The 24,263-nt window shown below is 67.3% G+C and carries 25 protein-coding genes; 13 read left to right on the top strand and 12 right to left on the bottom strand.

All coding sequences use genetic code 11. The features are described 5' to 3' along the window. Positions 1-19 precede the first annotated feature (19 nt). From BMZ02_RS01450 to BMZ02_RS01440, 3 genes are read left to right on the top strand one after another with little or no spacing between them, the layout of a single operon-like run. Positions 20-1,360 carry a hypothetical protein gene (locus BMZ02_RS01450; protein ID WP_091639302.1) on the top strand — a complete coding sequence of 447 codons (1,341 nt, stop codon included), beginning with the start codon at positions 20-22 and terminating at the stop codon, positions 1,358-1,360. Positions 1,361-1,362: 2 nt separating this feature from the next. Then, positions 1,363-2,331 carry a GNAT family N-acetyltransferase gene (locus BMZ02_RS01445; RefSeq protein WP_091639300.1) on the top strand — a complete coding sequence of 323 codons (969 nt, stop codon included), beginning with the start codon at positions 1,363-1,365 and terminating at the stop codon, positions 2,329-2,331. Continuing rightward, positions 2,328-3,956 carry an AMP-binding protein gene (locus BMZ02_RS01440; protein ID WP_091639298.1) on the top strand — a complete coding sequence of 543 codons (1,629 nt, stop codon included), beginning with the start codon at positions 2,328-2,330 and terminating at the stop codon, positions 3,954-3,956. Before BMZ02_RS01445 ends, BMZ02_RS01440 begins: the two co-directional genes overlap by 4 nt. On the opposite strand, the gene BMZ02_RS01435 is transcribed toward BMZ02_RS01440, so the two are convergent. After that, a complete protein-coding gene (locus tag BMZ02_RS01435; protein WP_091639297.1) occupies positions 3,911-4,807 on the bottom strand; it encodes a cation diffusion facilitator family transporter in 897 nt (298 codons plus the stop codon). The two genes, BMZ02_RS01440 and BMZ02_RS01435, sit on opposite strands and share 46 nt — an antisense overlap. Positions 4,808-5,050: 243 nt before the next feature. Next, a complete protein-coding gene (locus tag BMZ02_RS01430) occupies positions 5,051-5,536 on the bottom strand; it encodes a nucleoside deaminase (protein ID WP_091639295.1) in 486 nt (161 codons plus the stop codon). 164 nt (positions 5,537-5,700) lie between these two features. On the opposite strand from BMZ02_RS01430, the gene BMZ02_RS01425 reads away from it, so the two are divergent. Then, on the top strand, positions 5,701-5,952 hold the full coding sequence (locus tag BMZ02_RS01425) for a hypothetical protein (RefSeq protein WP_091639293.1): 252 nt from the start codon (positions 5,701-5,703) through the stop codon (positions 5,950-5,952). On the opposite strand, the gene BMZ02_RS01420 is transcribed toward BMZ02_RS01425, so the two are convergent. Continuing rightward, positions 5,949-6,320: a hypothetical protein gene (locus BMZ02_RS01420; protein WP_216110655.1), complete on the bottom strand. Its 372-nt coding sequence runs from the start codon at positions 6,318-6,320 to the stop codon at positions 5,949-5,951. The two genes, BMZ02_RS01425 and BMZ02_RS01420, sit on opposite strands and share 4 nt — an antisense overlap. Positions 6,321-6,559: 239 nt before the next feature. Next, positions 6,560-7,222, bottom strand: coding sequence for a DUF924 family protein (locus BMZ02_RS01415; protein ID WP_216110654.1), 663 nt, complete (start codon positions 7,220-7,222; stop codon positions 6,560-6,562). 37 nt (positions 7,223-7,259) lie between these two features. Between BMZ02_RS01415 and BMZ02_RS01410 the strand changes: the two genes are divergently transcribed. Continuing rightward, complete coding sequence (locus BMZ02_RS01410; RefSeq protein WP_091639290.1) at positions 7,260-7,838, top strand: peroxidase-related enzyme; 579 nt, start codon at positions 7,260-7,262, stop codon at positions 7,836-7,838. A 7-nt stretch (positions 7,839-7,845) separates the two neighbouring features. Here the strand turns inward: BMZ02_RS01410 and BMZ02_RS01405 are convergent, their stop codons facing one another. The 3 genes from BMZ02_RS01405 to BMZ02_RS01395 form a co-directional block, all read right to left on the bottom strand. Further along, positions 7,846-8,910 carry an esterase/lipase family protein gene (locus tag BMZ02_RS01405; protein ID WP_091639288.1) on the bottom strand — a complete coding sequence of 355 codons (1,065 nt, stop codon included), beginning with the start codon at positions 8,908-8,910 and terminating at the stop codon, positions 7,846-7,848. A 93-nt stretch (positions 8,911-9,003) separates the two neighbouring features. Continuing rightward, positions 9,004-10,041 (bottom strand): proline racemase family protein, encoded by a 1,038-nt coding sequence (locus BMZ02_RS01400; protein WP_091639287.1) that lies wholly within the window; start codon positions 10,039-10,041, stop codon positions 9,004-9,006. Next, positions 10,038-11,201, bottom strand: coding sequence for a zinc-binding dehydrogenase (locus tag BMZ02_RS01395; protein ID WP_091639285.1), 1,164 nt, complete (start codon positions 11,199-11,201; stop codon positions 10,038-10,040). Before BMZ02_RS01395 ends, BMZ02_RS01400 begins: the two co-directional genes overlap by 4 nt. Positions 11,202-11,388: 187 nt before the next feature. Between BMZ02_RS01395 and BMZ02_RS01390 the strand changes: the two genes are divergently transcribed. Both BMZ02_RS01390 and BMZ02_RS01385 read left to right on the top strand, forming a co-directional pair. After that, complete coding sequence (locus tag BMZ02_RS01390) at positions 11,389-11,970, top strand: DJ-1/PfpI family protein (RefSeq protein ID WP_091639282.1); 582 nt, start codon at positions 11,389-11,391, stop codon at positions 11,968-11,970. Positions 11,971-12,072: 102 nt separating this feature from the next. Then, positions 12,073-12,456: a ribbon-helix-helix domain-containing protein gene (locus BMZ02_RS01385; RefSeq protein ID WP_091639280.1), complete on the top strand. Its 384-nt coding sequence runs from the start codon at positions 12,073-12,075 to the stop codon at positions 12,454-12,456. A gap of 17 nt (positions 12,457-12,473) precedes the next feature. On the opposite strand, the gene BMZ02_RS01380 is transcribed toward BMZ02_RS01385, so the two are convergent. Further along, the gene (locus BMZ02_RS01380; protein WP_091639277.1) at positions 12,474-13,364 is read right to left on the bottom strand and encodes a deoxyribonuclease IV; all 891 of its coding nucleotides are present in this window, start codon (positions 13,362-13,364) and stop codon (positions 12,474-12,476) included. 46 nt (positions 13,365-13,410) lie between these two features. On the opposite strand from BMZ02_RS01380, the gene BMZ02_RS18695 reads away from it, so the two are divergent. Beyond that, positions 13,411-13,635 (top strand): hypothetical protein, encoded by a 225-nt coding sequence (locus BMZ02_RS18695; RefSeq protein ID WP_139209111.1) that lies wholly within the window; start codon positions 13,411-13,413, stop codon positions 13,633-13,635. 4 nt (positions 13,636-13,639) lie between these two features. On the opposite strand, the gene BMZ02_RS01375 is transcribed toward BMZ02_RS18695, so the two are convergent. Then, positions 13,640-14,491 (bottom strand): LysR family transcriptional regulator, encoded by an 852-nt coding sequence (locus BMZ02_RS01375; protein WP_171909759.1) that lies wholly within the window; start codon positions 14,489-14,491, stop codon positions 13,640-13,642. A 77-nt stretch (positions 14,492-14,568) separates the two neighbouring features. Here BMZ02_RS01375 and BMZ02_RS01370 point away from each other — a divergent pair, with 77 nt between their 5' ends. The 4 genes from BMZ02_RS01370 (at position 14,569) to BMZ02_RS01355 (ending at position 21,162) form a co-directional block, all read left to right on the top strand. Continuing rightward, complete coding sequence (locus BMZ02_RS01370; RefSeq protein WP_139209110.1) at positions 14,569-15,822, top strand: MFS transporter; 1,254 nt, start codon at positions 14,569-14,571, stop codon at positions 15,820-15,822. Between the two features lie 289 nt (positions 15,823-16,111). After that, on the top strand, positions 16,112-18,676 hold the full coding sequence (locus BMZ02_RS01365; RefSeq protein ID WP_091639269.1) for a GcvT family protein: 2,565 nt from the start codon (positions 16,112-16,114) through the stop codon (positions 18,674-18,676). Positions 18,677-18,821: 145 nt separating this feature from the next. Next, positions 18,822-20,129: a histidinol dehydrogenase gene (gene hisD / locus BMZ02_RS01360; RefSeq protein WP_091639264.1), complete on the top strand. Its 1,308-nt coding sequence runs from the start codon at positions 18,822-18,824 to the stop codon at positions 20,127-20,129. 13 nt (positions 20,130-20,142) lie between these two features. Further along, on the top strand, positions 20,143-21,162 hold the full coding sequence (locus tag BMZ02_RS01355; protein ID WP_091640353.1) for a LacI family DNA-binding transcriptional regulator: 1,020 nt from the start codon (positions 20,143-20,145) through the stop codon (positions 21,160-21,162). Positions 21,163-21,205: 43 nt separating this feature from the next. On the opposite strand, the gene BMZ02_RS01350 is transcribed toward BMZ02_RS01355, so the two are convergent. Further along, on the bottom strand, positions 21,206-22,033 hold the full coding sequence (locus tag BMZ02_RS01350; RefSeq protein WP_091639262.1) for a hypothetical protein: 828 nt from the start codon (positions 22,031-22,033) through the stop codon (positions 21,206-21,208). 91 nt (positions 22,034-22,124) lie between these two features. Continuing rightward, a complete protein-coding gene (locus tag BMZ02_RS01345; protein ID WP_091640352.1) occupies positions 22,125-22,688 on the bottom strand; it encodes a phosphoribosyltransferase in 564 nt (187 codons plus the stop codon). 63 nt (positions 22,689-22,751) lie between these two features. On the opposite strand from BMZ02_RS01345, the gene BMZ02_RS01340 reads away from it, so the two are divergent. Next, positions 22,752-23,363 (top strand): phosphoribosyltransferase, encoded by a 612-nt coding sequence (locus BMZ02_RS01340; RefSeq protein WP_216110653.1) that lies wholly within the window; start codon positions 22,752-22,754, stop codon positions 23,361-23,363. A 42-nt stretch (positions 23,364-23,405) separates the two neighbouring features. Here BMZ02_RS01340 and BMZ02_RS01335 read toward each other — a convergent pair whose 3' ends face one another. Then, on the bottom strand, positions 23,406-24,203 hold the full coding sequence (locus BMZ02_RS01335; protein ID WP_091639260.1) for a class I SAM-dependent methyltransferase: 798 nt from the start codon (positions 24,201-24,203) through the stop codon (positions 23,406-23,408). Positions 24,204-24,263: the final 60 nt, after the last annotated feature.

Raw genomic sequence — 24,263 nt, 5'->3', positions numbered from 1 at the left:
AACAGGGAGCACCGCGCCAATGGACCCATGGCTCGCCATCACCGGCGTTCTCGCCGCACTGACCGCACTGGGGCTCGGCCTGTGGCTGTGCCAGCGGCGATTCGCCTTGCACCCGGAGCTCGTGCGCAAGCTCTTTCATGTCGGCGCGGGCGGGATCTGCATGACACTGCCCTGGGTGTTCACCGAGGCCTGGCCGGTCCTCACGCTCACCGGCGCGGCACTGGCCGGACTTGTCGGCGTGCGGATTCTGGCGGCTTACGGGCAGGGGCCCGGGAGTATCCTGCACGACATCTCCCGGCGCTCGGTGGGGGAGATCGCGTTCCCGGTGGCCGTGGCTGTCCTGTTCCTGCTCACGGCGGACACGCCACTGCTGTACGTCATCCCGCTACTGGTATTGACCCTCGCCGATGCCGCCGCCGCACTGGCCGGCCTGCGCTACGGCACGGTGCGCTACACCACCAGTGAAGGCCGCAAGAGCCTGGAGGGGTCCGCCGCCTTCTTCCTGGTCACGTTTCTCAGCGTCCATGTCCCGCTGTTGCTGTTCAGCGATGTGGGTCGCCCCGAATCGCTGCTGCTCGGCCTGGTGCTCGCCCTGCTGGTGATGCTGCTGGAGGCCATCGCCTGGCGCGGCATGGATAACATCTACATTCCCCTGGGCTGTTATCTGCTGCTCACGACCCACTGGCATGCGGACACGGGGCAACTGGCGGGCCTGTTGGCGGTCACCGCCGGCCTGCTCGCGTTCGCCTGGTGGTGGCGCACGCGCACCACCCTCCACGACAGCGCCACGCTTGCCACGGCACTGATCGGTTACCTGCTCTGGGCAGTTGGCGGCTGGATCTGGCTGGTGCCGCCGCTGGTGGTATTCATCACCTACGTGCTGCTCTCCCGGCGACTGAACGGCGACGGTGACCACGTCCACGGGCTGCGGGCGCTGCTCAGCGTGACCATCCCGGGCGGCCTCTGGCTGCTGTTCGCCCTTCACCTGCAGCGTCCGGAACTCTACGCGCCCTATACGGCGGCGTTTGCGGCGCAACTCGCCATCATCGGTGTGGCCCGGTTCCGCTACCAGTTTCCCCGGACCAGCAACTGGCGCACCTGGGTAACCGCCGCTCTGCGTGCCTGGGCGCTGGTCTACGTGCCGTTTGCCGCAATGGCCGCATCCGGCGCAACAGGGGCGGTCACGAGCCACGCCCTACTGCTTCAGGTTGCGGCGGGCGGGGCAGCCACCGCCCTGGCGGCGCTGCTGTTCAGCCGTCTGCAACCCGGCCTGGACGACTGCCCCGTGGACAACGCCCGCTGGCTGCGCCAGGGCACCATCGCCGCCGCCGTATCCCCCATTGCGCTCATAGGGAGCTGACCATGCGCTTTGTCACGATCACTTCAACGCACGATCTCCAGGAAACCACTCCGGCAGCCGGCCTCACCGGCCAGGGGCTGGCGGGCCTGACCGACGGCGATACACCCGATGCCCACTGGGCACTGCTTGACGGCCGGACCCGTCTGGCCCAGTGCTCGCTCTGGTGGCGCCGGACGCCGGCCGTGGATGGCGCACGCAGCGGGTTGATCGGTCACTACGACGCCGACAATGCAGACGCAGCCCAGGCCCTGCTCGGGCACGCGTGTGCCGAACTGCGCCGTGCAGGCTGCACCACCGCCGTCGGCCCCATGGATGGCAGCACCTGGCAGCCCTACCGGTTCATCACCGAGGCCGGCACCCACCCGGCGTTCCTGATGGAACCGGCACACCCGCCCGCGTGGACGGATCACTGGCTGGCGGCGGGGTTTCGCCCCATGGCCCATTACCGCTCCACGCTCATACGGATTCCGGACGATGAGAGCGACCCGGGCACAATCCCGGAGGGCATCCGGGTACGGCCGCTGGACCTTCAGGCGTTCACGCAGGAGCTGGACGCTCTCCACCCGCTGTGCATGGCGGCGTTCCGGGAGAATCTGCTGTTCACGCCCCTGTCCGCGTCTGCGTTCAAGGCCCTGTATCAACCCATCGAACCCCGGATCGACCCGCGCCTTGTGCTCATCGCGGAGCAGCACGGCCGCCCCTGCGGTGTCGTCTTCGCGCTGCCGGATTACCTGAACCCGGACCGGGACACCATTATCGTGAAAACCCTCGCGGTTCATCCCGACTACCACGGCCAGGGGCTCGGCGGCTGGTTGACCGCGGCAGTACACCGCCGGGCACGCGCCCTAGGCTACCGGCACGCGATTCACGCGCTGATGCGTGACGACAACCCGTCGGTACGCATCGGCAGACACCACGCCAGGCCACTGCGCCGCTACGCCCTTCTCAGCCGGAACCTGGAGGCGCAATGAACGTCGCGACCATTCTGGAGCGCCAGGCCGAGACGCGGCCGGACGCCCACGCCATCATCGACAGGCGCTACGGCCTGTGGCGGCACGCCGATTTCGGCGCGCTGGCACGCCGGGCCGCGGGCATCGCGGCCCGGCTGGAGCAACAGGGCCTGCGCCGCGGCGACCCGGTGCTGGTGCTGCAACCCATGTCCGCGGAACTCTACGCCGTGCTGGTGGCGCTGTTCCGCCTTGGCCTGGTGGCGGTCATCATCGATCCGGGCGCGGGCCGGGAGCATCTGCAACGCTGCTGCCAACTGCACCCGCCCCGTGCCATGATCGCCAGCCCGCGCGCCCACGCACTGCGGCTGCTGATGCCGGAGCTGCGGCGGATTCCGCTGAAATTCACCACGAGTGGATGGATCCCCGGAGCGCGGCACCTGCGCCCTGACCGGACCAGAACCCCGCCGCCGGTGGCGCAGCTGCCGTCGGACGCCCCCGCGTTGCTGACATTCACCAGTGGCAGCACCGGTATGCCCAAGGCGACCGTGCGCACCCACGGCCAGTTGCTGGCGCAGCACGACGCACTGACCACAGCCCTGGCCCTGCAACCCGGCGACCGCGACCTGAGCACGCTGCCCATTTTCGTGCTCGCCAATCTGGGCTCTGGGGTCACCAGCATTATTCCGCCGTTTCCTCTGCAGCAGCCCGGGCGGGTGCGCGGCGAAGCCATCCGACGCGTCATCGAGTCGCACCGGGCCACCCGGGCAAGCGCGTCGCCCGCGTTCTTCGAGCGGCTTGCCGAGCATTGCGAGCAGCGCGGCACCACCGTGCCCCGACTCCGGCAGATCCATGCAGGCGGCGCGCCGGTATTCCCGGACCTGCTGGCCCGGCTGGCCGCGATCATGCCCCAGGGGCGGGTCACGGCCGTGTACGGGTCCACGGAAGCCGAACCTATTGCGGACGTCGCGTTCGACGCCGTCACACCCCGTGAGAAACGGGCCATGGCCACGGGCAGCGGGCTGCTCGCGGGCCAGCCGGTGCCTGCCATACGCATCGCCATCCTGCCCGAGCAGGATACGGCGCAACCCGGCCCGTTCACTGCAGAGACGTTCCGGGACGCCTGCCTGCCGCCCGGCAGGGCCGGGGAGATCGTGGTCACGGGACCGCACGTACTGCCCGGCTATCTCAACGGCGTCGGTGACCGGGAGACAAAGTTCGAGGTGGATGGGGTCCGCTGGCACCGCACTGGCGACAGCGGCTACCTGGACCACGCCGGTCAGCTCTGGCTACTGGGTCGCAGCGGCGCGCGTCTCGACACCGGCGATGCGACGCTCTACCCGTTCGCCGTGGAATGTGCCGCCCGCCAGGTTCCCGGCGTCGCGGCCTGCGCGCTGACCACGGTTGACGGGCAGCACGTGCTCGCGGTCGAGGCCCGACCCGGGAAAAGGCCGGATGAGCGCGCGTTGCAACGCCAGCTGGCGTGGGCCGGGGTGAAGCGGGTGGTGACCGTGCCCCGCATTCCCATGGACCGTCGCCACAATGCCAAGGTGGACTACACGCGCCTCCCCGGGGAGGTCCGGGACGCCATGCAGGCACGGGATCAACTCACCCCCAGGTCGATCTCCACCTCCGCACCGGGCCAGTAGGCGCGCACGCCGCGATGAATCCGCCGGCGCAGTTCCGCGAGGCCGCTCACGGAGACCGCGTCAATACTGCGCGGAACCGTGACACTGACTGTCACGAACAGGGTGCGGCCGTACTTGGTCACCCGGGTCTGCGACAGACGCCACGGGCCGTGCCCGACGGCGTTGGCCACACGGTGCTGGACTGCCTCGACCACCGCGTGCTCCGGCGCGCGCGAGAGCAGCTCCTGCAGGTTGTCACGGACCAGCCGCAGCGGCGTCCACACCACCAGCAACATGATGACCAGCACCAGCACCGGATCAACATAAAGGGCAAGCACCTCGTATCCCGCCGCCTTGAGCGCAACGCCGGCAAGCAGACCGGCGGCGACGGTGCCACTCATCCAGGCGTCCAGGCGGAACGCCACCGCTTCCAGATGGATCACCGGTGAGTTGATCCGCCGGCTGGCGCGACCGAGCAGACGGCCGAGCCAGATCGCCAGGGCCATGGCCACCAGCGAATACACTAGGGCAAGACCAAGCTCCACCTCGCGCCCGCCCGCAAGCACGGCCACAACGCCCTGCCAGGCCGCGACCGCGCAGACGGCGGCCAGAACCAGCCCCTGGATCACGTTATACAGGGGCTCGAAGCCATACTGGCCGAAGGGATAGGCCGCGGAGTGGCGGCCGACCCGCCCCACCACCAGCAGACCAACCCAGGTCGTGACCAGGCCGGCAATGGAATACAGGGCGTCGAAAAAGACCGCCTGGGAGCCCGACAGGCCCGCAATGACAAAACCGAGCACGGCGAGACCGAAGCTCGCCGCCATGGAACAGCCGAGCAAACGCCGCTCGACGCGATACAGGGTCCACATGTGTCCTCCACACGCACATCAACAGGGGGCGCAGCCATGACGGCGCGCCGCTGGAATCGACGAAAAAGATTCAGGCGTGCGGGAACCTAAAGCCCGGGGATGGGCTTGATGTCTTCGGGGTACTGGTAGTGCCACAGACAGGCGTTGTGGCAGCGGAGCTTTCGAATCGCGGTAATCATGATGGCCGGTGAATTGTATTCAATCCAGGCAGTATACCGGAAATCCAGATGCGACGGCAGGGGGTTATTCCGGGGCCGCGCCGTGATAGCGGCAGTGCAGCCCCCGCACTTCCTCGGCCAGGCCGGCCACGGGACCCTCGACCACTACGCCCGGGGCCACCGACTGTATCGGCAACGGCCGCACCGGCGGCTCGGGCACACCCAGCTCGGAGAGCCAACCCACGAGCTGTGCCGACGAGCTCACGTAGACGATCCGCCCAAGCCCGACCCAGGCGTGCGCCGCCGCACACATGGGGCAGTGCTCACCCGAGGTGTATACGGTCGCGGCGGCCCTCACCTCCGGAGACAGGTGCTCGACGGCCCAGCGGGCCAGGGCGAACTCGGGGTGGCGGGTCCGGTCGCCACCGGCGATCCGGTTGCGATCTTCCATCAACGCCACGCCACTTGCGTCCACCAGCACGGAGCCAAACGGCTCGTCCCCCTCTGCCAGCGCCTCCCCGGCCAGCTCCACGCAACGGCGCAGGTGGTGCATCTCGCTCTCGACGGGCATGATCCGGCGCTCCTCTACCGCCAATGATCCAATGCCTCACACGCTAGCGCATCACGCCTCCCGGGTCGCCTGTTGCGCCGGTGCAGCTGTTATGACGGGGTTTCAAAACCACAGTTACGTGCTAGGTTGACAAGACCTGATAACAGCATGATGAGGAGAAGCCCATGTTACGTGCCACCCTTGCCGCCGTATTCGCCGCGCTGTTCTCGGGCACAGTCATGGCCCATGGCTGCCCCGGCCTCGTCGCAGAGATCGATGAAGTGCTGAAGGGTGACGACGTGGACAGCCACATCGAGGCGGACGTTCTGGAACGCGCCCAGGCGCTGCGTGATGAAGGCGAGCAATACCACGAAGACGGCGACCACGACCGCGCCATGGAGAAGCTCGAAGAGGCCAAGCGGGAGCTCGGCATCTAGGTCACGACAACGGCGGCTGCCTCTGCACGACTGTAGAAGCAGCCGCACAACAGAAACCCGGACGTGAGCGACGGCTTGACCGCGAGAACGCGACCCTGCGCGTCACGGGTGAGAACCACCGCGTCCGGAAGCCCGTCGAGCAAATGCATGGGCGCTGGCCGCCCATCGCGAAAGCGGGCGCGGTAGACCGTGCCAGTCTCGTCATCCCGGAACGCCGGCACAAACCCCTCCCTGGCGCACACGGAGCTCTCGCCGCCCGTTTCACCGTAGAGACGCCGCTCATCGAGAATCGCTTCCGGCGTCAGCGGCGATGTACCGCCACCCCACCCAGCCGCGTCACCTGATCTATCCATGGGGTTACGCTTCATGGACCGCACCTCCGTCCCGGGGCAACAGCTGCCACACCGATTGACGAAGCAAGACGTGCGCCAACCCGCGGCCCACCCGGACAAGCCCTTGCCAGCCGCGGGCTGCAGCCCGGACCACGGCCATCAGAGCGGGTCATGACACCGGCACGACAGACGCGGCACGTCACCGGGACTGACGCACCCGGGCACCTGCGGAGCCGGTATCGCGGGATGTGTCGCACGGATGAGACATCTCAGGTTCAGAAGGACGACCCGGGCTGCTGCAGAAAGGCCTGCTCCTCCTCCGTGGAGGCGCGCCCGACGATCGTATTCCGGTGGGGAAACCGCCCGAACCGCTGGATGATGTCACGGTGGCGGATGGCGAAATCCAGGAAGTACTCGAAGGTCGAGGCAAGTGCGGCATCCACCTCCTCCGCAAGCTCCCGGAACAGCGCCACGCTCTGGTCCTGATGCTCCAGCACCTCGGAGTGCTCCAGCGGCATGTACCAGAAGACCCGTTGCACCGGGCGCAGCCCCCGGTCCTGCCCCAGGCGGATGCCCTCGAGGCAGTGCTGCCGGGCAAGACCGTCAAAGCGGAACGCGTCCGGTGTATCGCGGTAGATGTTGCGCGGGAACTGATCCGTGAGAATGATCAGCGCCAGCCTGCCTTCCGGAGTGGCTTCCCAGTCGGCCAACTCGCCACGCTCCGCCGCGAGCACCAGCGGCTCGAACCGGTCGCGGATCTCCGCGTCCGTGTCGGCATTCTTGGACCACCACAACGGCGCGCGCTGGTCGGCAAGCCGTCCGTCGTCCGGTTCATTGCCGAACCAGTAATCCAGCACTCTGGCCACGTCCTGCATGGAACACTCCCGTTTCCAGGTGTCGCCACGGTGGCGGCGCACGTGAGATCGATGCTCTATCATGAGTTGTCTGCGGCCACCCGACAACCAGGAGCCCACCATGAGCGAACAGCCAGTCAGCCGGTTTCCGGTACCGGACATCAACACCCTGCCCGAGGACATCCGCGAGCGCATTCTCGCGGTGCAGGAGAAATCGGGCTTCGTGCCAAACGTCTTCCTGGCGCTGGCGCACCGGCCGGATGAGTTCCGGGCGTTCTTCGCCCACCACGACGCGCTCATGGAGTCGGACAGTGGCCTGAGCAAGGCGGAGCGGGAGATGATCGTGGTGGCTACGTCCGGTGCCAACAACTGCCAGTACTGCGTCGTGGCCCACGGCGCAATCCTGCGCATCCGGGCGAAAGACCCGCTGCTGGCGGATCAGGTGGCCATCAACTACCGCAAGGCGGACATCACGCCCCGCCAGCGCGCCATGCTCGATTACGCCATGAAAGTCGCCCTGCGCTCCGGCGAGATCGGTGACGACGACTTTGCCCCGTTACACGAGCACGGTTTCAGCCAGGACGACATCTGGGATATCGGCGCGGTGGCGGCCTTCTTCGCCATGAGCAACCGGCTGGCGAACATGGCCTCCATGCGGCCGAACCCGGAGTTCTACACGCTCGGCCGCGACCCCCGCTAGCACAAGACTATCCGCCCGCGTCCTCCGCCACCTGCCATTCGGCGAGCAGGTCCATGATGATCGGGATCGCGGGCGGCTCCTCGTCGGAGACCAGGGTCCGGGACAGCATCCCGCGGTGCGACGCGGACACCATGGCCGGCGGCGGCGCACCCGCCAGGGACAGGGAATCCACCGGCACCACGCCATCACCAAGCTCCTCCCCCAGACCGAACCACCACGACTCGAAATCCCGGGGCCATTCCTCCGCGTCCAGCTCCGTGGCAATGCTGCTGATGCCGTCGATCACGTCCCGGTCCGGCCCCCCCAGGATCCCGCCGATGATGCGCACCGGCACCTCCTCCGGCCACGGGCGCGCGTTGAGGTTGGTGAGAAAGTCGCTGCCCGGCCGGAGATCGATCTTCGCGGCGCCCGTGCCTTCCTGCAGGCTGGTGAAGAGCGAGAAGTCGTCATCGGGGATGGAGGCAAAGAACTCCCGCAGCCCCAGCCAGACGCGCAACCGCGCCCACTCGGAGCCATGATTGGGTGTGCCCACCAGCACCGTGCCCTTGACCCGGGCACCGTCCACGGCCGGGTCATCGTCCGCGGGGTGGCGCCAGCGCGAGACAAAGTCACGAATGACCAGTCCGCCCATGCTGTGGCCGATCAGGATCACATCGTGGTCCGCCGGCAACTCCGGCCAGTAGTCGGCAAGCAGGTCGGTGCTGCGGTCCACCGCCTGGTCGTTGGGGTAGCGGAACTCCCAGGCGTTGACACCCGCGGCGTCCAGCACCGGTACCAGGTCGTCCCAGATATCGCCGGGCTCGTCGAGCCCGTGAATCAGAATCACGTCCGGCGGCCGGTCCGGATCCCTCTCGCCCGTGCGCGGAACGAATCCGCGCCGGCTCTCCGGCAGGGTCATGTGCTCCGGGAATCGCTGCTGCAGCTCCTCGTGCAGCTGCACACGGAGCTCACGCTCCTTCTGCGGATTTTCCTCCGCCCACCAGGTCCAGGCGGTGACGATCAGGACCACGGCCGCCACCGGGGTGAGCAGGTAGAGCCAGAATCGACGCCAGCGCCAGCGTTTCGTCTTCAATGTGGGTTCGCCAGTCAGGAGTTCACGCCGTCAGTATCACCGGACACGGCCCGCCATGGGAAGCAGCGCAGGGCCGGTGCGGACCCGGCATGTTCAACGGGCGCTGCTGAGAATGTGCCGGAGGCTGGTGCAGTCCACCATGGGGTCGGCGCAGTTCACCACCACGTCCGAGCGGTTCAGCACATACGCCTTGCCGGTGATCCGGTTCTCCACCACCGACTGCTCCCCCTCCTGGCGGGTGCCCGTGAACTCGCCGATGAAACCTGTCTCGCGCAGGGACACCGTCTCCAGCCGGTCGCCGGGCTCGATGCGCCCTTCGTGGTGCATAAGGGCCAGCCGCGCCGAGGTACCGGTACCGGTGGTACTGCGGCAGATCACGCCCGGATGCACGTAGGTGGCCGAGCGGGAGCGATAGAACCCACCGGTCACCGCCTCCACCGGCCCCATGAAGTGCAGGAACGGCAGCGGCCCCACATCCCCCAGCGTGTAATGGTGAAAACCGCGCTGCGCCTGGATGGCTTCCACGATCCGGTGGGCGCAGGCGGACAGGCGCGACTCTTCGTCCAGGGTAAGGTCGAACCCCAGCTCGGTGGCATCCACCAGTGCGTAGAAGCCACCGCTGTACGCCACGCTGTAGGTAACGTCACCGATCCCGGGGACGTCGATGCTGGCGCGATAGGTGTCGATATAGCTCGGCAGCCCCTCGCAGGTGATGGCTTCGACCACGCCGTTCTCCACCCGGGCGTCGATCTTCACCAGCCCGGCAGGCGCCTCCAGCGTGAACTGCTGATGCCCCTCCTGTTTGGGTACGACACCGCTTTCCAGCAGCGCGGTCGCCGTGCAGATCGTGTTCGAGCCGGAATAAATGGGATAACCCATGACCTCCATGATGATGTAACCGGCGCTGGCCCGGGGGTCCGTGGCGGGCACGATGAGATCCACCGACATCTCGGGGATGCCATAGGGCTCTTCCAGCAACAGGCGGCGCAGGCCGTCAGCGTCATCGCGCAGGTACTCCATCTGCTCGCGCACCGTGGCGCCCGGCAGCGGCTCGATGCCACCGGTGACGATGCGGCTCACATCGCCGCCGGCATGGGTGTCCATGAGCTGGATGGTCAGTTCGTCGGTCATTCGACCCCCTTCAGTGCGTAGGGCGCGCCGTGCTCCTGCCACTCGGAATCGGGCACGATCACGATCTTGCCCAGGTAGTTGCTGCCACGGCGGGTGAAATAGGTCTCGGCCTCGTGCAGCCGCGACAGCGGAAAGGCCGCGTGCAGCACCGGCCGCAGCTGTCCCGAGCGGATCCACGCCACCAGCTGCTCGGCCTCCTCCCGCGTGCCGTGGGAGACACCGAAGATCTGCACCTGATACAGGTAGATCCGCGTCCACATGATCTCGCTGACGTTGCCGGCGCTCGCCCCGGCGATGCTGAGCCGGGGGTAGGTACTGCGGGCACCCATGTCGAAGATCATGGTGTCGATGAAGCGGTCGGTCATGTCGCCGCCGGCCAGATCCATCACGGCGTCGATGGGCCGGTCTCCGGTGACCGCGCGCACCCGCTGCTCGAAATCGGCCATCTCGGAGCGATCGAGCACGGCCTCGGCCCCCAGGGCCAGCAGCGCATCGGCCTTGTCCGGCTGGCTCAGGGCATAGGGAATCGCGCCCATGATGCGGCAGAGCTGGATCATGGCCGTGCCCACGCCACCGCTGGCACCGGTGATCAGCACCCGCTCCCCGGCCGTCACGCCGGCCGCGTTCAGCATGTGCAGCCCGGTCTGGTACGAGCACATCCCCATGGCCGCCAGCTCGGCATCCGCGAGCTCCGGGTTCGCCACGGCGTGGAACTGATCCGACGGCACGGCGATGTACTCGGCAAACCCGCCGTCGGCGCCGTGGCCGTAGTAGTCGGGGGTGAGGTTGATGTCGCGGCGCTGGTCGGCGTAGAGGTTGAAGTCCAGCAGACCGCGCTCCCCGATGCGGCCGGCGTCCACCCCCTGGCCCACCGCGACCACGCGGCCGGCCACGTCGGCGCCCTGGATCCGCGGAAAGGTGAACGTTGGGGCGCCGCCCACCTGAAACGAGACGGTATCGCTCTTGTCCTTGACCGGATACAGCCCCTCCCGCGCCTTGCGGTCGGTGTTGTTCTTGGCGGTGGCAGTGACCTTGACCAGCACCTCCCCCGCCGCGGGTTTCGGCACCGGCCAGTCCTGGCGGTACTCCAGCCGGTCGATGCCCCCGTGGCCGGTGAGCACCATTGCCGCCATCGTCTCAGGGACTGTCTGCGAACCCATGCGCCTGCCTCCCTTACATTTGTCGCCCCCAGTGACGAGACGATACCGAATTTCCTTTCCGTCATCAGTGGGTCAGGCGTTCGTTGCGTGCTCCCCATCCAGTGCTGTAACCGGCTATTACCAACGGGAGCGCGAACGCTGACAGACTCGGAAGTCCCTATTGGAGGAGATAACGAGAGGTACCGTCATGGCTGCCCGGAAGATTCTGATGCTTTGCGGGGACTTTGTTGAAGACTACGAAATCATGGTCCCCTTTCAGGCCCTGCTGGCCGTTGGCCACACAGTAGACGCGGTCTGCCCGGATAAGCAGGCCGGCGAGCAGATCGCGACCGCCATCCACGATTTCGAGGGCGACCAGACCTACAGCGAGAAACGGGGACATAACTTCACCCTGAACGCGACGTTCGCTGACATCGACCCCAACAGCTACGACGCGCTGCTGATCCCCGGCGGGCGAGCACCGGAGTACCTGCGGTTGAACGAACAGGTCCGCGGCATCGTGCGCCGCTTCGCCGCCGAGAAAAAGCCCGTGGCGGCGATCTGCCACGGAGCCCAGTTATTGGCCGCCGCAGGCGTGCTGGAAGGCATGAAATGCTCGGCGTACCCGGCGTGCCAGCCCGATGTTGAGCTGGCCCACGGCACCTACGCCGACATCGCGGTGGACGACGCCGTCACCGACCAGTGGCTGGTCACTGCGCCGGCCTGGCCGGCGCACCCCGCATGGATCCGTCAGTTCCTGGCGGTTCTGGGAACGCGCATCGAACTTTGAGCCCTTCCCCGGGGCGGCTCACGCGGTCGCCCCGGGGCAGCCGCCATGGCCGATGGTGGCACCACGGACTATGCTCCAAGGGGCCTCAACAGGAGAAAGGCCATGTGCGAGATTTTCGTGTCAGCAGACCCCCATCTCTACGCCCACCGTTCCCGGTCCCTGCGGCTCCATGGCGCCGTGACCTGCATTCGTCTGGAGAACATGTTCTGGCAGGTGCTGGAGGAAATCGCGCGCCGCGACGGCATGTCCCTGAGCCAGCTCATTACCCGCCTGTACGACGAAATCGTGCTGGCAAACGGCGACGTGAGCAATTTCTCGTCGTTCCTGCGTGTCAGTTGCCTACGTTACCTGGCCCTGCAGTCCGACGGTGCCATCCCACTGGACACGAATGTGCCGATCCGGTCACTGGAGCCGGCGGCGGTCCTGCGCCGGGACCGGTTCATGCGCACGGATACGTCCAGGGATCCTCTGCAAGCGAACGGCTAGGCCACCGGTACAGCGGCTTAAAGATTGACACCGGCGTCCTCGATCTCGGGCAGCGGCGCATCCTCGCCGGCGGCGACACTGCGGAGCCACTGGATCTCCTGCGCCCAGCCGGCGGGGCCGGCCGGGGTTTCCAGGAACATGGGCACGTCGCGCGTGCGCGGATCGGTCACCATGCGCTCGAACGCGCCCCGGCCGATCTCGCCGCGGCCCAGCAGGGCGTGCCGGTCCTTGCGGGAGTCGAACGGCACTTTGGAGTCGTTGAGGTGGATGCCCGCAAGCCGGTCCAGGCCGAGCGCGGCGTCGAAGGCCTCCCAGGTGGCATCCCACCCCGCCTCGGTGTGAATGGCGTACCCCGCGGCGAAGGCGTGCGCGGTGTCGATGCAGACGCCGAAACGCTCCGGCTGCTCCAGCTGCTCCATAATCGCGGCGAGCTGCTCGAACGACCGCCCCAGAGTCGTGCCCTGCCCGGCCACGTTCTCCAGCACCAGCAGCACATCGGCCTTGTCGGGGTGGGCCCGCGCCACGTCGTTCAGGGCGTGGGCGATCTGGCGGATACCCACGGCCTCCCCCTCGCCCACGTGTGCGCCGGGATGAAAATTCAGCAGTTCCACCCCCAGCGTGTGGCAGCGGATCAGCTCCTGTTCAAAGGCGGCGTACGAGCGGGCGAACTTGTCGCCGTCGGTGGTGCCCAGGTTGATCAGGTAGGAGGCGTGGCTCATGACCGCGCCAATGCCCTGCTCGCTGCGGTTGGCGCGGAACGCTGCCGCCTCCTCGTCCGAGATCGGTTTGACCTGCCACTGCCGCTGGTTGCGGGTGAAGATCTGGATGCAGTCACAACCGATCTCCCGTCCGCGCTCCGGGGCGTTCTGCGGGCCGCCGGCCGCGGAGACGTGCGCGCCGAATTGCATGAAACGAATCCCTCCAGTGAGACATGACGTCCCACGACCATATGACGTGCTAAACCACCATGTACAGCGCCGAGTTCTACGAAAAGCGCGGGCACTCTACACGCGCGTTGGCGGGCTGGAGGTCACCCGCGTCGGCGAAGCAAACGAACCCACGCTCCTGCCCGACGAGGAGGTGGTGCAGCTCGCAGTGGTGGCACTACTGGTTCTGGGTCTGGCCCTGCAACCACTCCAGGGAGACGCGGGTTCACTCGAAGCCGTACTGGCGCAGTAGCGCCTCACACAGCGCAGCGAATCGCCTCCGCCAACGCACCGAGAAGCCGACCGGGGCCGCCTGGAGCCGTCCGCAGCACCACGGCCACCTCCCCCGGCGCCGGCAGCTCTTGCTCCCGGATCCCCTCCGGCAGCGGGCGTGGCAGCGACGCTTCGGGCAGCGCGGCAACGCCAAGCCCCGCGGTCACGGCCGTCCACACCGCGTGGTGCCCAGGGCTGACGTAGACCATGTCCCAGTCACCGCCCCAATGGGCCAGGGCCGCATCGGCGCAGGCCCGATAAGCGCAAGTGGCCGGGAAACCGGCCACGGGCAGTGGCTCTCCCGGACGCCGCACGAGCGTGATCGCCGCAAGCCACCGGAGCCGCTCGGTATAGAGCACCGCACCGTCTCCCACCGCCCGGGGATGGCGATTGACCACCACGGCATCCAGTTCACCCGCGTCAAGCCGCGCCTCCAGTGCGTCGGAGGGAAGCGCCTCCATCGTCAGACGCACGCCACCGTGACGGCTCCGGAAATCGGCGAGAACGCCGGCGAGGCGTGCGTGGGCGGTTTCATCCGCAACCCCGAGGCGCAGCGTCCCGGACAGGGCATCGGCGTCCAGCGCCGCCACCGTCTCGTCGTGGCAACGCAGCAGCCGGCGCGCGTGATCCAGCACCCGCTCCCCCGCCGGAGTCAGCCCGAGAACGCGCCCCTGCGTCCGGTGCAGCAGCCGCTCGCCCACGCTGTCCTCGAGTCGGTGCAACTGCTGACTCACCGTGGACTGGGTGCGGTGCACACGCGCAGCGGCGCGGGTAAGGCTGTGTGTTTCGGCCACCGCCACGAAGCTCCGCAGACGGTTGATATCGAGTGTTTTCATGACTCCGGAATTGATTACCCCAATTTTAAAGGCGACATCATTCATTTTGACGATTCCATGCCCCACCGTACACTCCCGTGCGTACCGACCTTTCACGAAGCCTCACCCGACAGGAGGCCAGCAACATGAACCGGGCCGCCGTGACGCCGTGGCATCTCGTCCCCGCCGGACTTGCCATCGTAGCCGCCACATACGGGCTGGCGCGTTATACCTACGGACTGTTCCTGCCCGACATCCGCTCGGATCTGGGCCTGTCACTGGACGTGCTGGGGTTGATCGGGAGCCTGTCCTACGCCGGCTACCTGGTGGCCACGCTTGCCGGCTCCGTCATCGCGGGCTCGCTAGGCCCCCGGCTGCCGGTGGTGCTCGGCGGTCTTGCCGCCACGGCCGGTATGGCGCTCATCGCCGCGAGCCGCGGCCCGTGGTTGCTGGCCGCCGGGGTGTTCCTGGCAGGAACCAGCCCGGGACTGGCGTATCCACCGCTGTCGGACGCGGTGGCACGTTTGATCGCGGCCCCTCAGCAGGCGCGTACCTATGCGTTGATCAACGCAGGCACCAGCGTGGGGGTGATCGTCGCCGGCCCGGTGGCGTTGCTCGTGGCCGACGACTGGCGCCTCGCATGGCTGGCTTTCGCCGGCTTCGCCGCCGTGGCCACTGCCTGGAACGCCCCGCTCATGCCGCGCGGCCCCTACCCTGGCGTGCATGGCGGGCCGCAACCGCTGGCTCTCCCTTGGTTGATTAATCGCCGTTCGCTGCCGCTGTTCGCGGCGGCGACGCTGTTCGGCCTGGCCACCGCTGTCTACTGGACCTTTGCCGTGGACCTTGTCACGCACCACGGCGGACTGCCGGACGCGGGCACACGGGCGTTCTGGGTGCTCATGGGCGCCGCGGGCCTGCTGGGCGGCGCAGCGGGCGACCTGGTGCGCCGCTACGGGCTGCGAGGGACCTTCACAGCCGCGGTGCTGGCGTGCGCGGGGGCCATCCTGTTGCTAGCTGTGTGCCCGCACACGCCGGCACCCGTCCTCCTTTCGGGCACACTGTTCGGCGCGACATTCATCCTGGTCACCGGCCTGTTCGGGATCTGGAGCGTGCACACCTTCCCGGAGCGCCCTTCGGCGGGCTTCGGGGCGACCTTCTTCCTGATCTCTGCCGGACAGCTGGTGGCACCGACCGTTGCCGGGCTCCTCGGTGCCCGCCTCGGCCTGGCCTCCGCCTTTCTCCTGGCAGCGACACTGAGCGTGGTCTGCGTGCCGCTGGCACCGCGCCAGGCGATCCACACCATGCTGCCGGCGACAGACACTAATCCGACCACCGCCGGCGAGAGACACTAGTCTGCGCCCAGCAGCTCGGTTCCGACGATCCACCAGTCGCCTTCCACTTTGCGGAGGCGGAACAGATGCTGCGCGCCGGAACTCCTGCGGGGAACGGCGAAGCGCCACACCAGTGCAACGACACCCTCCCCGTGGCGCCGTCTCCAGAAACAGACAATACCGGGAGGTCCGGACGCAAACACTTGATGTCCGCGATAAGACAGAAGCCTGCGCTTCTAGAACAGCCAGCCCCGTCGCCACTGGTAACAATCCCAGTCAGGCAAGCTGAACAACGGGCGAGGCAGAGGCAATGGCGAACTTTCCCAAGAGCGCAGACGTCGTGATCATCGGTCAGGGCGGCATCGTCGGGGCCTCCGTGGCCCACCACCTCATCGAGCGCGGCTGGGAGAACATTGTCGGTATCGACAAGTCCATGATCCCCACCGACATCGGCTCCACCTCCCACGCCTCCGACTTCTGCTACATGACGTCGCACGACCATATGACGTGCTACACCACCATGTACAGCGCCGACTTCTACGAAGCGCGCGGGCACTACATGCGCATTGGCGGGCTGGAGGTCGCCCGGGTCGGCGACGACGAGCGCATGGAAGAACTCAAGCGCAAGGTGGGCTCGGGCAAGGCGTTTGGCACCCGCGCGCGGATGATCAGCGCCAGCGAAGCCAAGGAGCGCTTCCCGCTGCTGGAGCAGGAGGTCATCCAGGGCGCCCTGTGGGATCCGGACGCCGGCCTGGTGGTGCCGCGCTCGCAGCAGGTGGCGGGCGAGCTGGTGGAAGAGGCAAGAGCCACCGGCAAACTGAAGACGTTCGCGAACACGCCGGCAACGGACATTGACGTGCAGGGCGGGCGCATCTGCGGTGTTCACACCCCGCGTGGCTACATCGAGACCAGCCAGGTGGTGCTATGCGCCGGCCTGTGGGGCCGCATCATGGCGGAGATGGCGCAACAGGATCTGCCCATGATGCCCGTGGAGCATCCGCTGCTGTACTTCGGACCCTATGACGGATTCGCCGGCACCGGCCACGAGATCGGCTACCCGCTGCTACGCGATCAGGGCAACTCCGCCTACCTGCGCGACACGGGCGATCCGAACACCACCGAGGGCGGCCAGATCGAATGGGGCTACTACGAGGAGAAGTCCCCGCGCCTGGTGCATCCGCGCGATATCCTGGAGAAGGAGGACGCACGGCTGTCGCCGTCCCAGCGCGACCTGGACGTGGAACAGATCATGGAGCCGCTGGAACGGGCCATGGAACTCACGCCCATCCTCGGCGAACTGGGGCTGGACGAGAAGCACTCGTTCAACGGCCTGCTGTCGGTCACCGCCGACGGCGGCTCCCTCATCGGCGAATCCCCGGTCACCGACGGGCTGTGGGTGTGCGAGGCGATCTGGGTGAAGGACGGCCCGGGTGCCGGCAAGGTGCTGGCGGACTGGATGACCGACGGGCGCACCGAGGTGGACAACCACGGCATTGACGTGGCGCGGTTCTACCCCATCCAGAACACGCCCTGCTACATCTACGACCGCTGCTACGAGACCGCCTTCAAGATCTACAACCCGCCCGTGCACAACCGCGAGCCCTACAGCATGGCGCGCAACCTGCGGCGCAGTCCGTTCTGGCCGCGGGAGCAGGAGCTGGGCGGTTACTTCATGGAGGCCGCGGGCTGGGAGCGCGCCCACGGCTATGCCGCCAACGAGCACCTGCTGGAGCGTTACGCCGAGCGCGTGCCCGAGCGCGGCGCCGAATGGGACGCACGGCACTTCTGGCGGGTGTCCAACGCGGAGCATCTGGCCCTGTCCGAGGACGTGGGCATGATCAACCTGTCCCACTTCGCGGTGTTCGATGTCTCCGGCCCGCACGCCGAGGCCCTGGTGGAGTACACCTCCGTGGCGAAGGTGGGCGGCAACACGCCCATCGACAAGGGCGTGTACACCAACTTCCTGGACGCCGCCGGCGGCGTGCGCGGCGATGTCACCATCATCCGCCTGGCCGAGGACCGCTGGCGCGTGATGTGCGGTGGCGACACCGGCCACCGGGACTACGTGTGGCTGAAGCGCATGGCGTCGCAGTTCGACTACCACGTCTACATCGACGACCGCACCGACCATCTGGCCTGCCTGGGCCTGTGGGGTCCCAACGCGCGCACCACCCTCCAGGCGCTGGCGGATCACCCGGAGGCGCTGGACGACGAGCGCTTCCCGTTCGCCACGGCGAAGCAGATCAGCGTCCGCGGCATGCCGGTGTACGCGTTCCGCATCTCCTACGTGGGCGAGCAGGGCTGGGAGCTGCACGTGCCCTTCTGCTACGGCCTGTCACTGTGGGATCTGCTCTACGAGCAGGGCGTCACGCCGGTGGGCATCGAGATGTACGCCAACAGCCGGCGCCTGGAGAAGAGCCTGCGGCTGCAGAACGCCGACCTGCTCAGCGAGTACAACCTCTACGAGGCAGGGCTGGACCGGCCCAAGGTCAAAGCGGCGGACTTCCACGGCAAGCAGGCGTACCTGGAGCAGCGCGAGCGCGCCAGCCAGCCGGCGTACCTGTGCACCATGACCATGGTGGACAACACCGATGCCAACGGCGTGCCGCGCTACCCGGTGGGTCAGTGGCCGCTGCTGAACCCGGACACGGGCGAGGTACTGGTGGATGACGTGGGGCGGCGGTCCTACGTCACCAGCATTGCCTACGGGCCGTCGATGGGCTGCAACATCGCCATGGGCTACCTGCCCCGGCAGTTCTGTCACGAGGGTGGCGAAGTCCTCATGGAGTACTTCCAGGAGCACTACCGCATGCGCATCGAAGCGGTGGGCTACCGGGCGCTCTACGATCCGGACAACACCCGTCCGAAGTCCTGACGGCGCCTGCGCGCCGTATCACGGGCCGCGACCACCCCGGTCGCGGCCCGTTTTCGTCGTCGGCCCCCTCCCTGCCCCACCGTTGCCCCGGCACCGTTGATGGTCTATTTTGCATACGTATGCAAACCAGACCGGAGGAGACGACATGGCCCAGAAACTGAAGACCGGGAAAGAACCCAGCGAGGTGGCCGAGGCGGACGCCAAAGTCCGCGCCATCGTGGAGAACGCGCTGACAGACATCGATAAACGCGGCGACGCCGCGGTGCGCGAACTCTCCGCGCAATTCGACAACTGGTCGCCACAGAGCTGGCGGCTGAGTGAGACTGAGATCCAGCAGGCGCTCAGCGAAGTGTCCCGGTCCGACCTGGACGACATCCGCTTCGCACAGGAGCAGATCCGTACCTTCGCGGAGCACCAGAAGGCGTCCCTCCAGGACCTGGAGGTGGAAACGCATCCCGGCGTCGTCCTGGGGCACAGGAACATCCCCGTGGATGCCGTTGGCTGCTACGTGCCCGCCGGCAAGTACCCCATGGTGGCGTCGGCCCACATGAGCGTGCTGACTGCCAAGGTGGCTGGCGTCGAGCGCGTGGTGGCCGCCACGCCGCCGAGCGGCGGCCGCCCGCATCCGGCCATTATTGCCGCCATGCACCTGGCCGGCGCCGACGAGATCCTGATCCTGGGCGGTGTCCAGGCCATCGGCGCCATGGCCATCGGCACCGAGACCATCGACCCGGTGGACATGCTGGTGGGCCCGGGCAACATGTTCGTGGCCGAGGCCAAGCGGCAGCTGTTCGGCCGCGTCGGCATTGACCTGTTCGCCGGCCCCACGGAGACGCTGGTCATCGCCGACGACACCGTGGATGCCGAACTGTGTGCCGTGGACCTGCTCGGCCAGGCCGAACACGGGCCCACCTCCCCCGCCGTCCTGCTCACGGACTCGGAGCAGCTGGCGCGGGAGACCATCGCCGAGGTGGAGCGCCAGCTCCAGGTGCTGCCCACCGCCGACGTGGCCCGGGACTCCTGGGCGGAGTACGGCGAGGTCATCCTCTGCGATTCCCGCGAGGAGATGGTGCGCGAGGCCAACCGCCTGGCCTTCGAGCACGTGCAGATCATGACCCGCGACGACGACTACTTCTTCAACTACCTGCGCAACTTCGGCTCGCTGTTCATCGGCCCGCGCACCAACGTCGCCTACGGCGACAAGGTGATCGGCACCAACCACACCCTGCCCACCAAGCGTGCCGCGCGCTATACCGGCGGCCTGTGGGTCGGCAAGTTCATGAAGACCTGCACCTACCAGCGCGTGCTGACCGACGAGGCCTCGACACGCATGGGCGAGTACTGCTCGCGGCTGTGTCACCTGGAGGGCTTCTCCGGCCACGGCGAGCAGGCCAACATCCGCGTACGGCGCTACGGCGGCCGCGACGTGGAGCCCTATGGCGCGGCGCGCTGACACGGAGGCAGTCATGGCAAACCGGCGCAGCGGCCGGGTCAACGCACGGGATGTGGCCCGCGCCGCCGGGGTTTCGCAGTCCGCCGTCAGCCGCACGTTCACGCCCGGCGCCAGCATCGCGGCGGAAACCCGGCAGCGGGTAATCGCCGCGGCGCGTGAACTGGGCTACCGGCCCAACGCCTTCGCCCGCTCCCTGATCACGCGGCGCTCGCGCATGGTCGGCCTGGTGCTGGCGGATCTCGACAACCCCTTCTACGCCCGCATGCTGGAAGCCGTCTCCAGGGAGCTCCAGGCGGCGGGACACCACGTCATGCTGTTCTTCACCGACCGGGGCGAGGCGGACGACGCCCTGCAGGAGATCCTGCAGTACCCGGTGGCGGGGCTGCTGATGGCGTCGGCCACACTCTCGTCAGCGCTGGCCCGGGAGTGCGCCGAGGCCGGCATCCCCGTGGTGCTGGTCAACCGGGACGTGCCCGATGCCCCTACCGTGAGTGTCACCGCGGACAACGAGGCCGGCGGCGCGGCGGTGGGCGACTTCCTGGCCCGGGCCGGCCACCAGCGCGTGGCGTTCATTGCCGGCGATCCGGAGGCCTCCACCAGCCGCGACCGCGAACACGGGTTCCGCGAGGCCCTGGCCCGCCACGGCCTCACCTGCCACGCCCGCGCCGTGGGCAACTACACCCGCGAGGGCGCCCGCGAGGCCGCGCGCACCCTGTTCCGGGTAAACGCCCCGCCGGACGCGGTCTTCGTCGCCAATGACTACATGGCCTTCGCGGTCATGGACACCCTGCGCGGGGAGCTGGGCCTGCGCGTGCCGGAGGATGTCTCGGTGGTGGGCTACGACGATGTGACCCAGGCGGCCTGGGGCGCCTACAATCTGACCACCGTCACCCAGCCCACGGACACCATGGTCAGCACGGCCGTGACCGCATTGCTCGACAGCATCCGTGACGGCGCACCGGGACGTGAGCGCCGCGTCATCGCCGGCGAGCTCGTGGTCCGCAGGTCGAGCCGGTGCCCCCAGAACCGTTAGGGATTACGCTGGAGCGCCCCCGCCCCGGGCATTGCGACCACCGTCACCCCCCGGACAAGATGATGATCAGCGCGCCACCCAACACGGCGACGCCCACCACGTATACCGGCGCGAGCATGACATCCACTGGCACTGTGGCGGCGTAACCAACACTGTAGACCCCTGGGTGAACCGGGTGCCTGCCCTCCAGTTCGTGTTCCACGTCGCTGTTCGTCCAGGGGGAGTCGATCCCACTGTGCCACCCAACCAACTCGCCCCTGAAGTATCTGAACGACGCGGACGCAACCTCCTCCGATTCCTTATCGGGATCATCCGAGACCAGGATTCGTCCCCGGACCATCTGGTTGTTGGCTGTCCGATGAGGGACGGACATCACCAGCACCGGCGTGACGTATCCGAGATCACCGACGGCGACGGGGTCCACGCGATCCAGGGCAGACTGCAGCACCTTCTCCGGCTCGTCCTCATCCTCCACGCCCTGATCAACCAGAATGGCTGTTTCACCGGAACCCAGCGGTTCATCGGCCTCCGAGAGCTCCATGGAAACGTAACGCTCCACCTGTTCGGAGCCCGGGGTTATGTCGATGTCCACATTCAACCAGTCCGGTTGGTCCCTCCGGGAGCGCAACGCTTCGCCGAAACGCATGCGCAGGCGGTATCCGTCTTCGACGGAATCAAGCCGATACTCACCCTTCGTCACCGTGTCCCGCCGGCCATCGAAGGCAGTGCCGACCTCATCAAGCGAGTCAATGCGATCCGAGAACCACATAGTGGCACAGCCGGAAAGGGGAATAACCAGGATGGAGACCAACACCAACGCCACCAACCGCTTGATGACGCACACAACGACGTGCTCGATTCGCTTACTCATGGAGCCTCCTTGCTCGTTGATATCAATCCGTGTTCGTCACTTCCGGGTGACGAGATACTTCGGCCGGGCCGCGCCCTCGCGACCCGATGCCCTACTCCAGATGCGGTGCCAGGATCGCGTGCAGCTCCGGGCGGTTGCTGGCGATCTCCTCCGGCGTCAGCCCTTCCAGCGAGTGCGGGTACTTCAGCCACGCGTCGGTTTCGTGGATGTAATACTCGGGGGCCCAGCCCACCTCGTTGCGGGCCGGCTTGTAATACGGCACGGCCACACGGATGTCGTGGGGGGTATTCAGCCGCGCCCGCTGACGCAGCTCCTCGATGATGGCCACCACGGAGCGGCCGGTATCGAAGACGTCGTCGACGATCAGCAGCTCGTCGTCGTGGGTGACGTGCTTGACCAGATAATTGAGCCCGTGCACGCGCACGGTGCGGCTCTGCTGATCGATGCCGTGATAGGATGACGTCCGGACGGCAATGTGATCCGTATGCACGCCATGGTAATCCAGAAACTCCTGGACGGCGATGCCGATGGGTGCGCCACCGCGCCACACCGCAATCATAAAGGTGGGCCGGAAGCCGGAGTTCAGGATCTGCGCACCCAGCCGGAAGGAGTCCTCGAGCAGACTCTGCGCGGTGATGTAGTGTTTCTCAGCCATGGCACCACTGACGGTCACGAAAGCCGAGCATAATCCCACCAAACAACGCATCCTGGCAAACCATTGACACAACGAACCACGAATCCCGAAGAAACCGCACGCCCCCGGCGCTTCCTGCAGGAGGCGGATCTCATTGAGGATGCCTTCCGGCTGGGCGTACAGGTCTACGAAAGCGGCTTCCGACCGAACTTCATCGTCGGCCTGTGGCGCGGCGGCAGCGCGGTGGGCATCTACGTGCAGGAGTGCTTGCAGACACTCGGGGTGGAGACGGACCACATCGCCCTGCGCACCTCGTACCAGGGCATGCACGACTACGACGCCATGGTGGCCTCGCCGGATGCAAAGATCCGCGTACACGGCACCCATTACCTGCTGGACAACCTCAACCGGGACGACCGCCTGCTGATCGTGGATGACGTCTTCGGCACGGGCCACAGCGTGGCTGCCGTGTTGCGACGGCTGAACAACCAGCTCAAGCGCAACATGCCCACGGATACGCGCGTCGCCACCCTGTACCAGCGCCCCAGCGCCAATCAGACCGGCATCACGCCGGATTACTGCCAGTATCAGTCGGAGGACTGGCTGGTGTTCCCCTACGAGATGAACGGCCTGAGCCGGGACGACATCGACCGGCACAAGCCGTACCTCGGGGCGATCCTCGACAGCGTTCGCTGAACCTCCCCACGCGGCGCTCGGTTCCACCGGGCCCGAAGGCCGCTAAGTCCGCCGACCGATGATCACCAGGTACTCCCGACGAATATGCAGGCCTGCATCGGTCTCGAACTTGGCGTGATAGCGGTCCATGGCGTCCTTGAACGCACTTTGCCGATCAGGAGAGAGCTGACTGATCACCTGCTTGATCGGACCGAACCCACGGGCATACCACTGCCATGCATCGTCGACGCTGTCGAAATAGTGGTGATTGACCCCCGGCTCGAACCACAGATCGAAATCATCGCCGAGCAGATCGCGGACATGGGCCGGATCGCCCCAGGCGAGCGGCGAAGGGTCCGGTGGCGGGGCGTCATCGTACTCGCCGATCACACCGAAGAAGTCCTGGACGGACCCTCCCGGCTCCCAGACCACGAGCGAGAGCCGGCCACCCGGGCGACAGACCCGCCCCAGCTCCCGGGCCGCCCGCCGCTGGTCGGCGGCAAACATCACTCCGAAGGTCGAGATGACTCCATCGAAACTGGCGTCGGCAAAGGGTAGCTCCTCGGCGTCGGCCTGCCGGAACGTAATGACCGGCTCCGCATGACCTGACAGCTCCCGGGCCGCGTCAAGCAACCCGGACGCGATGTCCACCGCAGTCACGCGCGCGCCCAGGCGCGCGACGTTGCGGGCCGTCCAGCCGGTGCCGGTGGCCACATCCAGAATGTCCTGCCCGGGGCCCGGGTTCAGCCGCTGAACCGCATGACCCAGCGCGTCGCCGACACCGAAGCTGATGTTGTCGTAGTCACGCCCGGCCAGACCCCAGACCCGTGCCGGGCCCTCGTGGTGGGGTTTCACTGCCATTGCGTGCGCTCCGCTGGTGTGGTGTTGGTGCCGCATGATCACCTCCAGGCGATAACAACC

It is taken from the genome of Aquisalimonas asiatica, assembly GCF_900110585.1.
In the GTDB taxonomy this organism is placed as follows: Bacteria; Pseudomonadota; Gammaproteobacteria; order Nitrococcales; family Aquisalimonadaceae; genus Aquisalimonas; species Aquisalimonas asiatica.
Note: the sequence above shows the minus strand (reverse complement) of the source record. Positions and strands in the feature narration are given on the sequence as shown.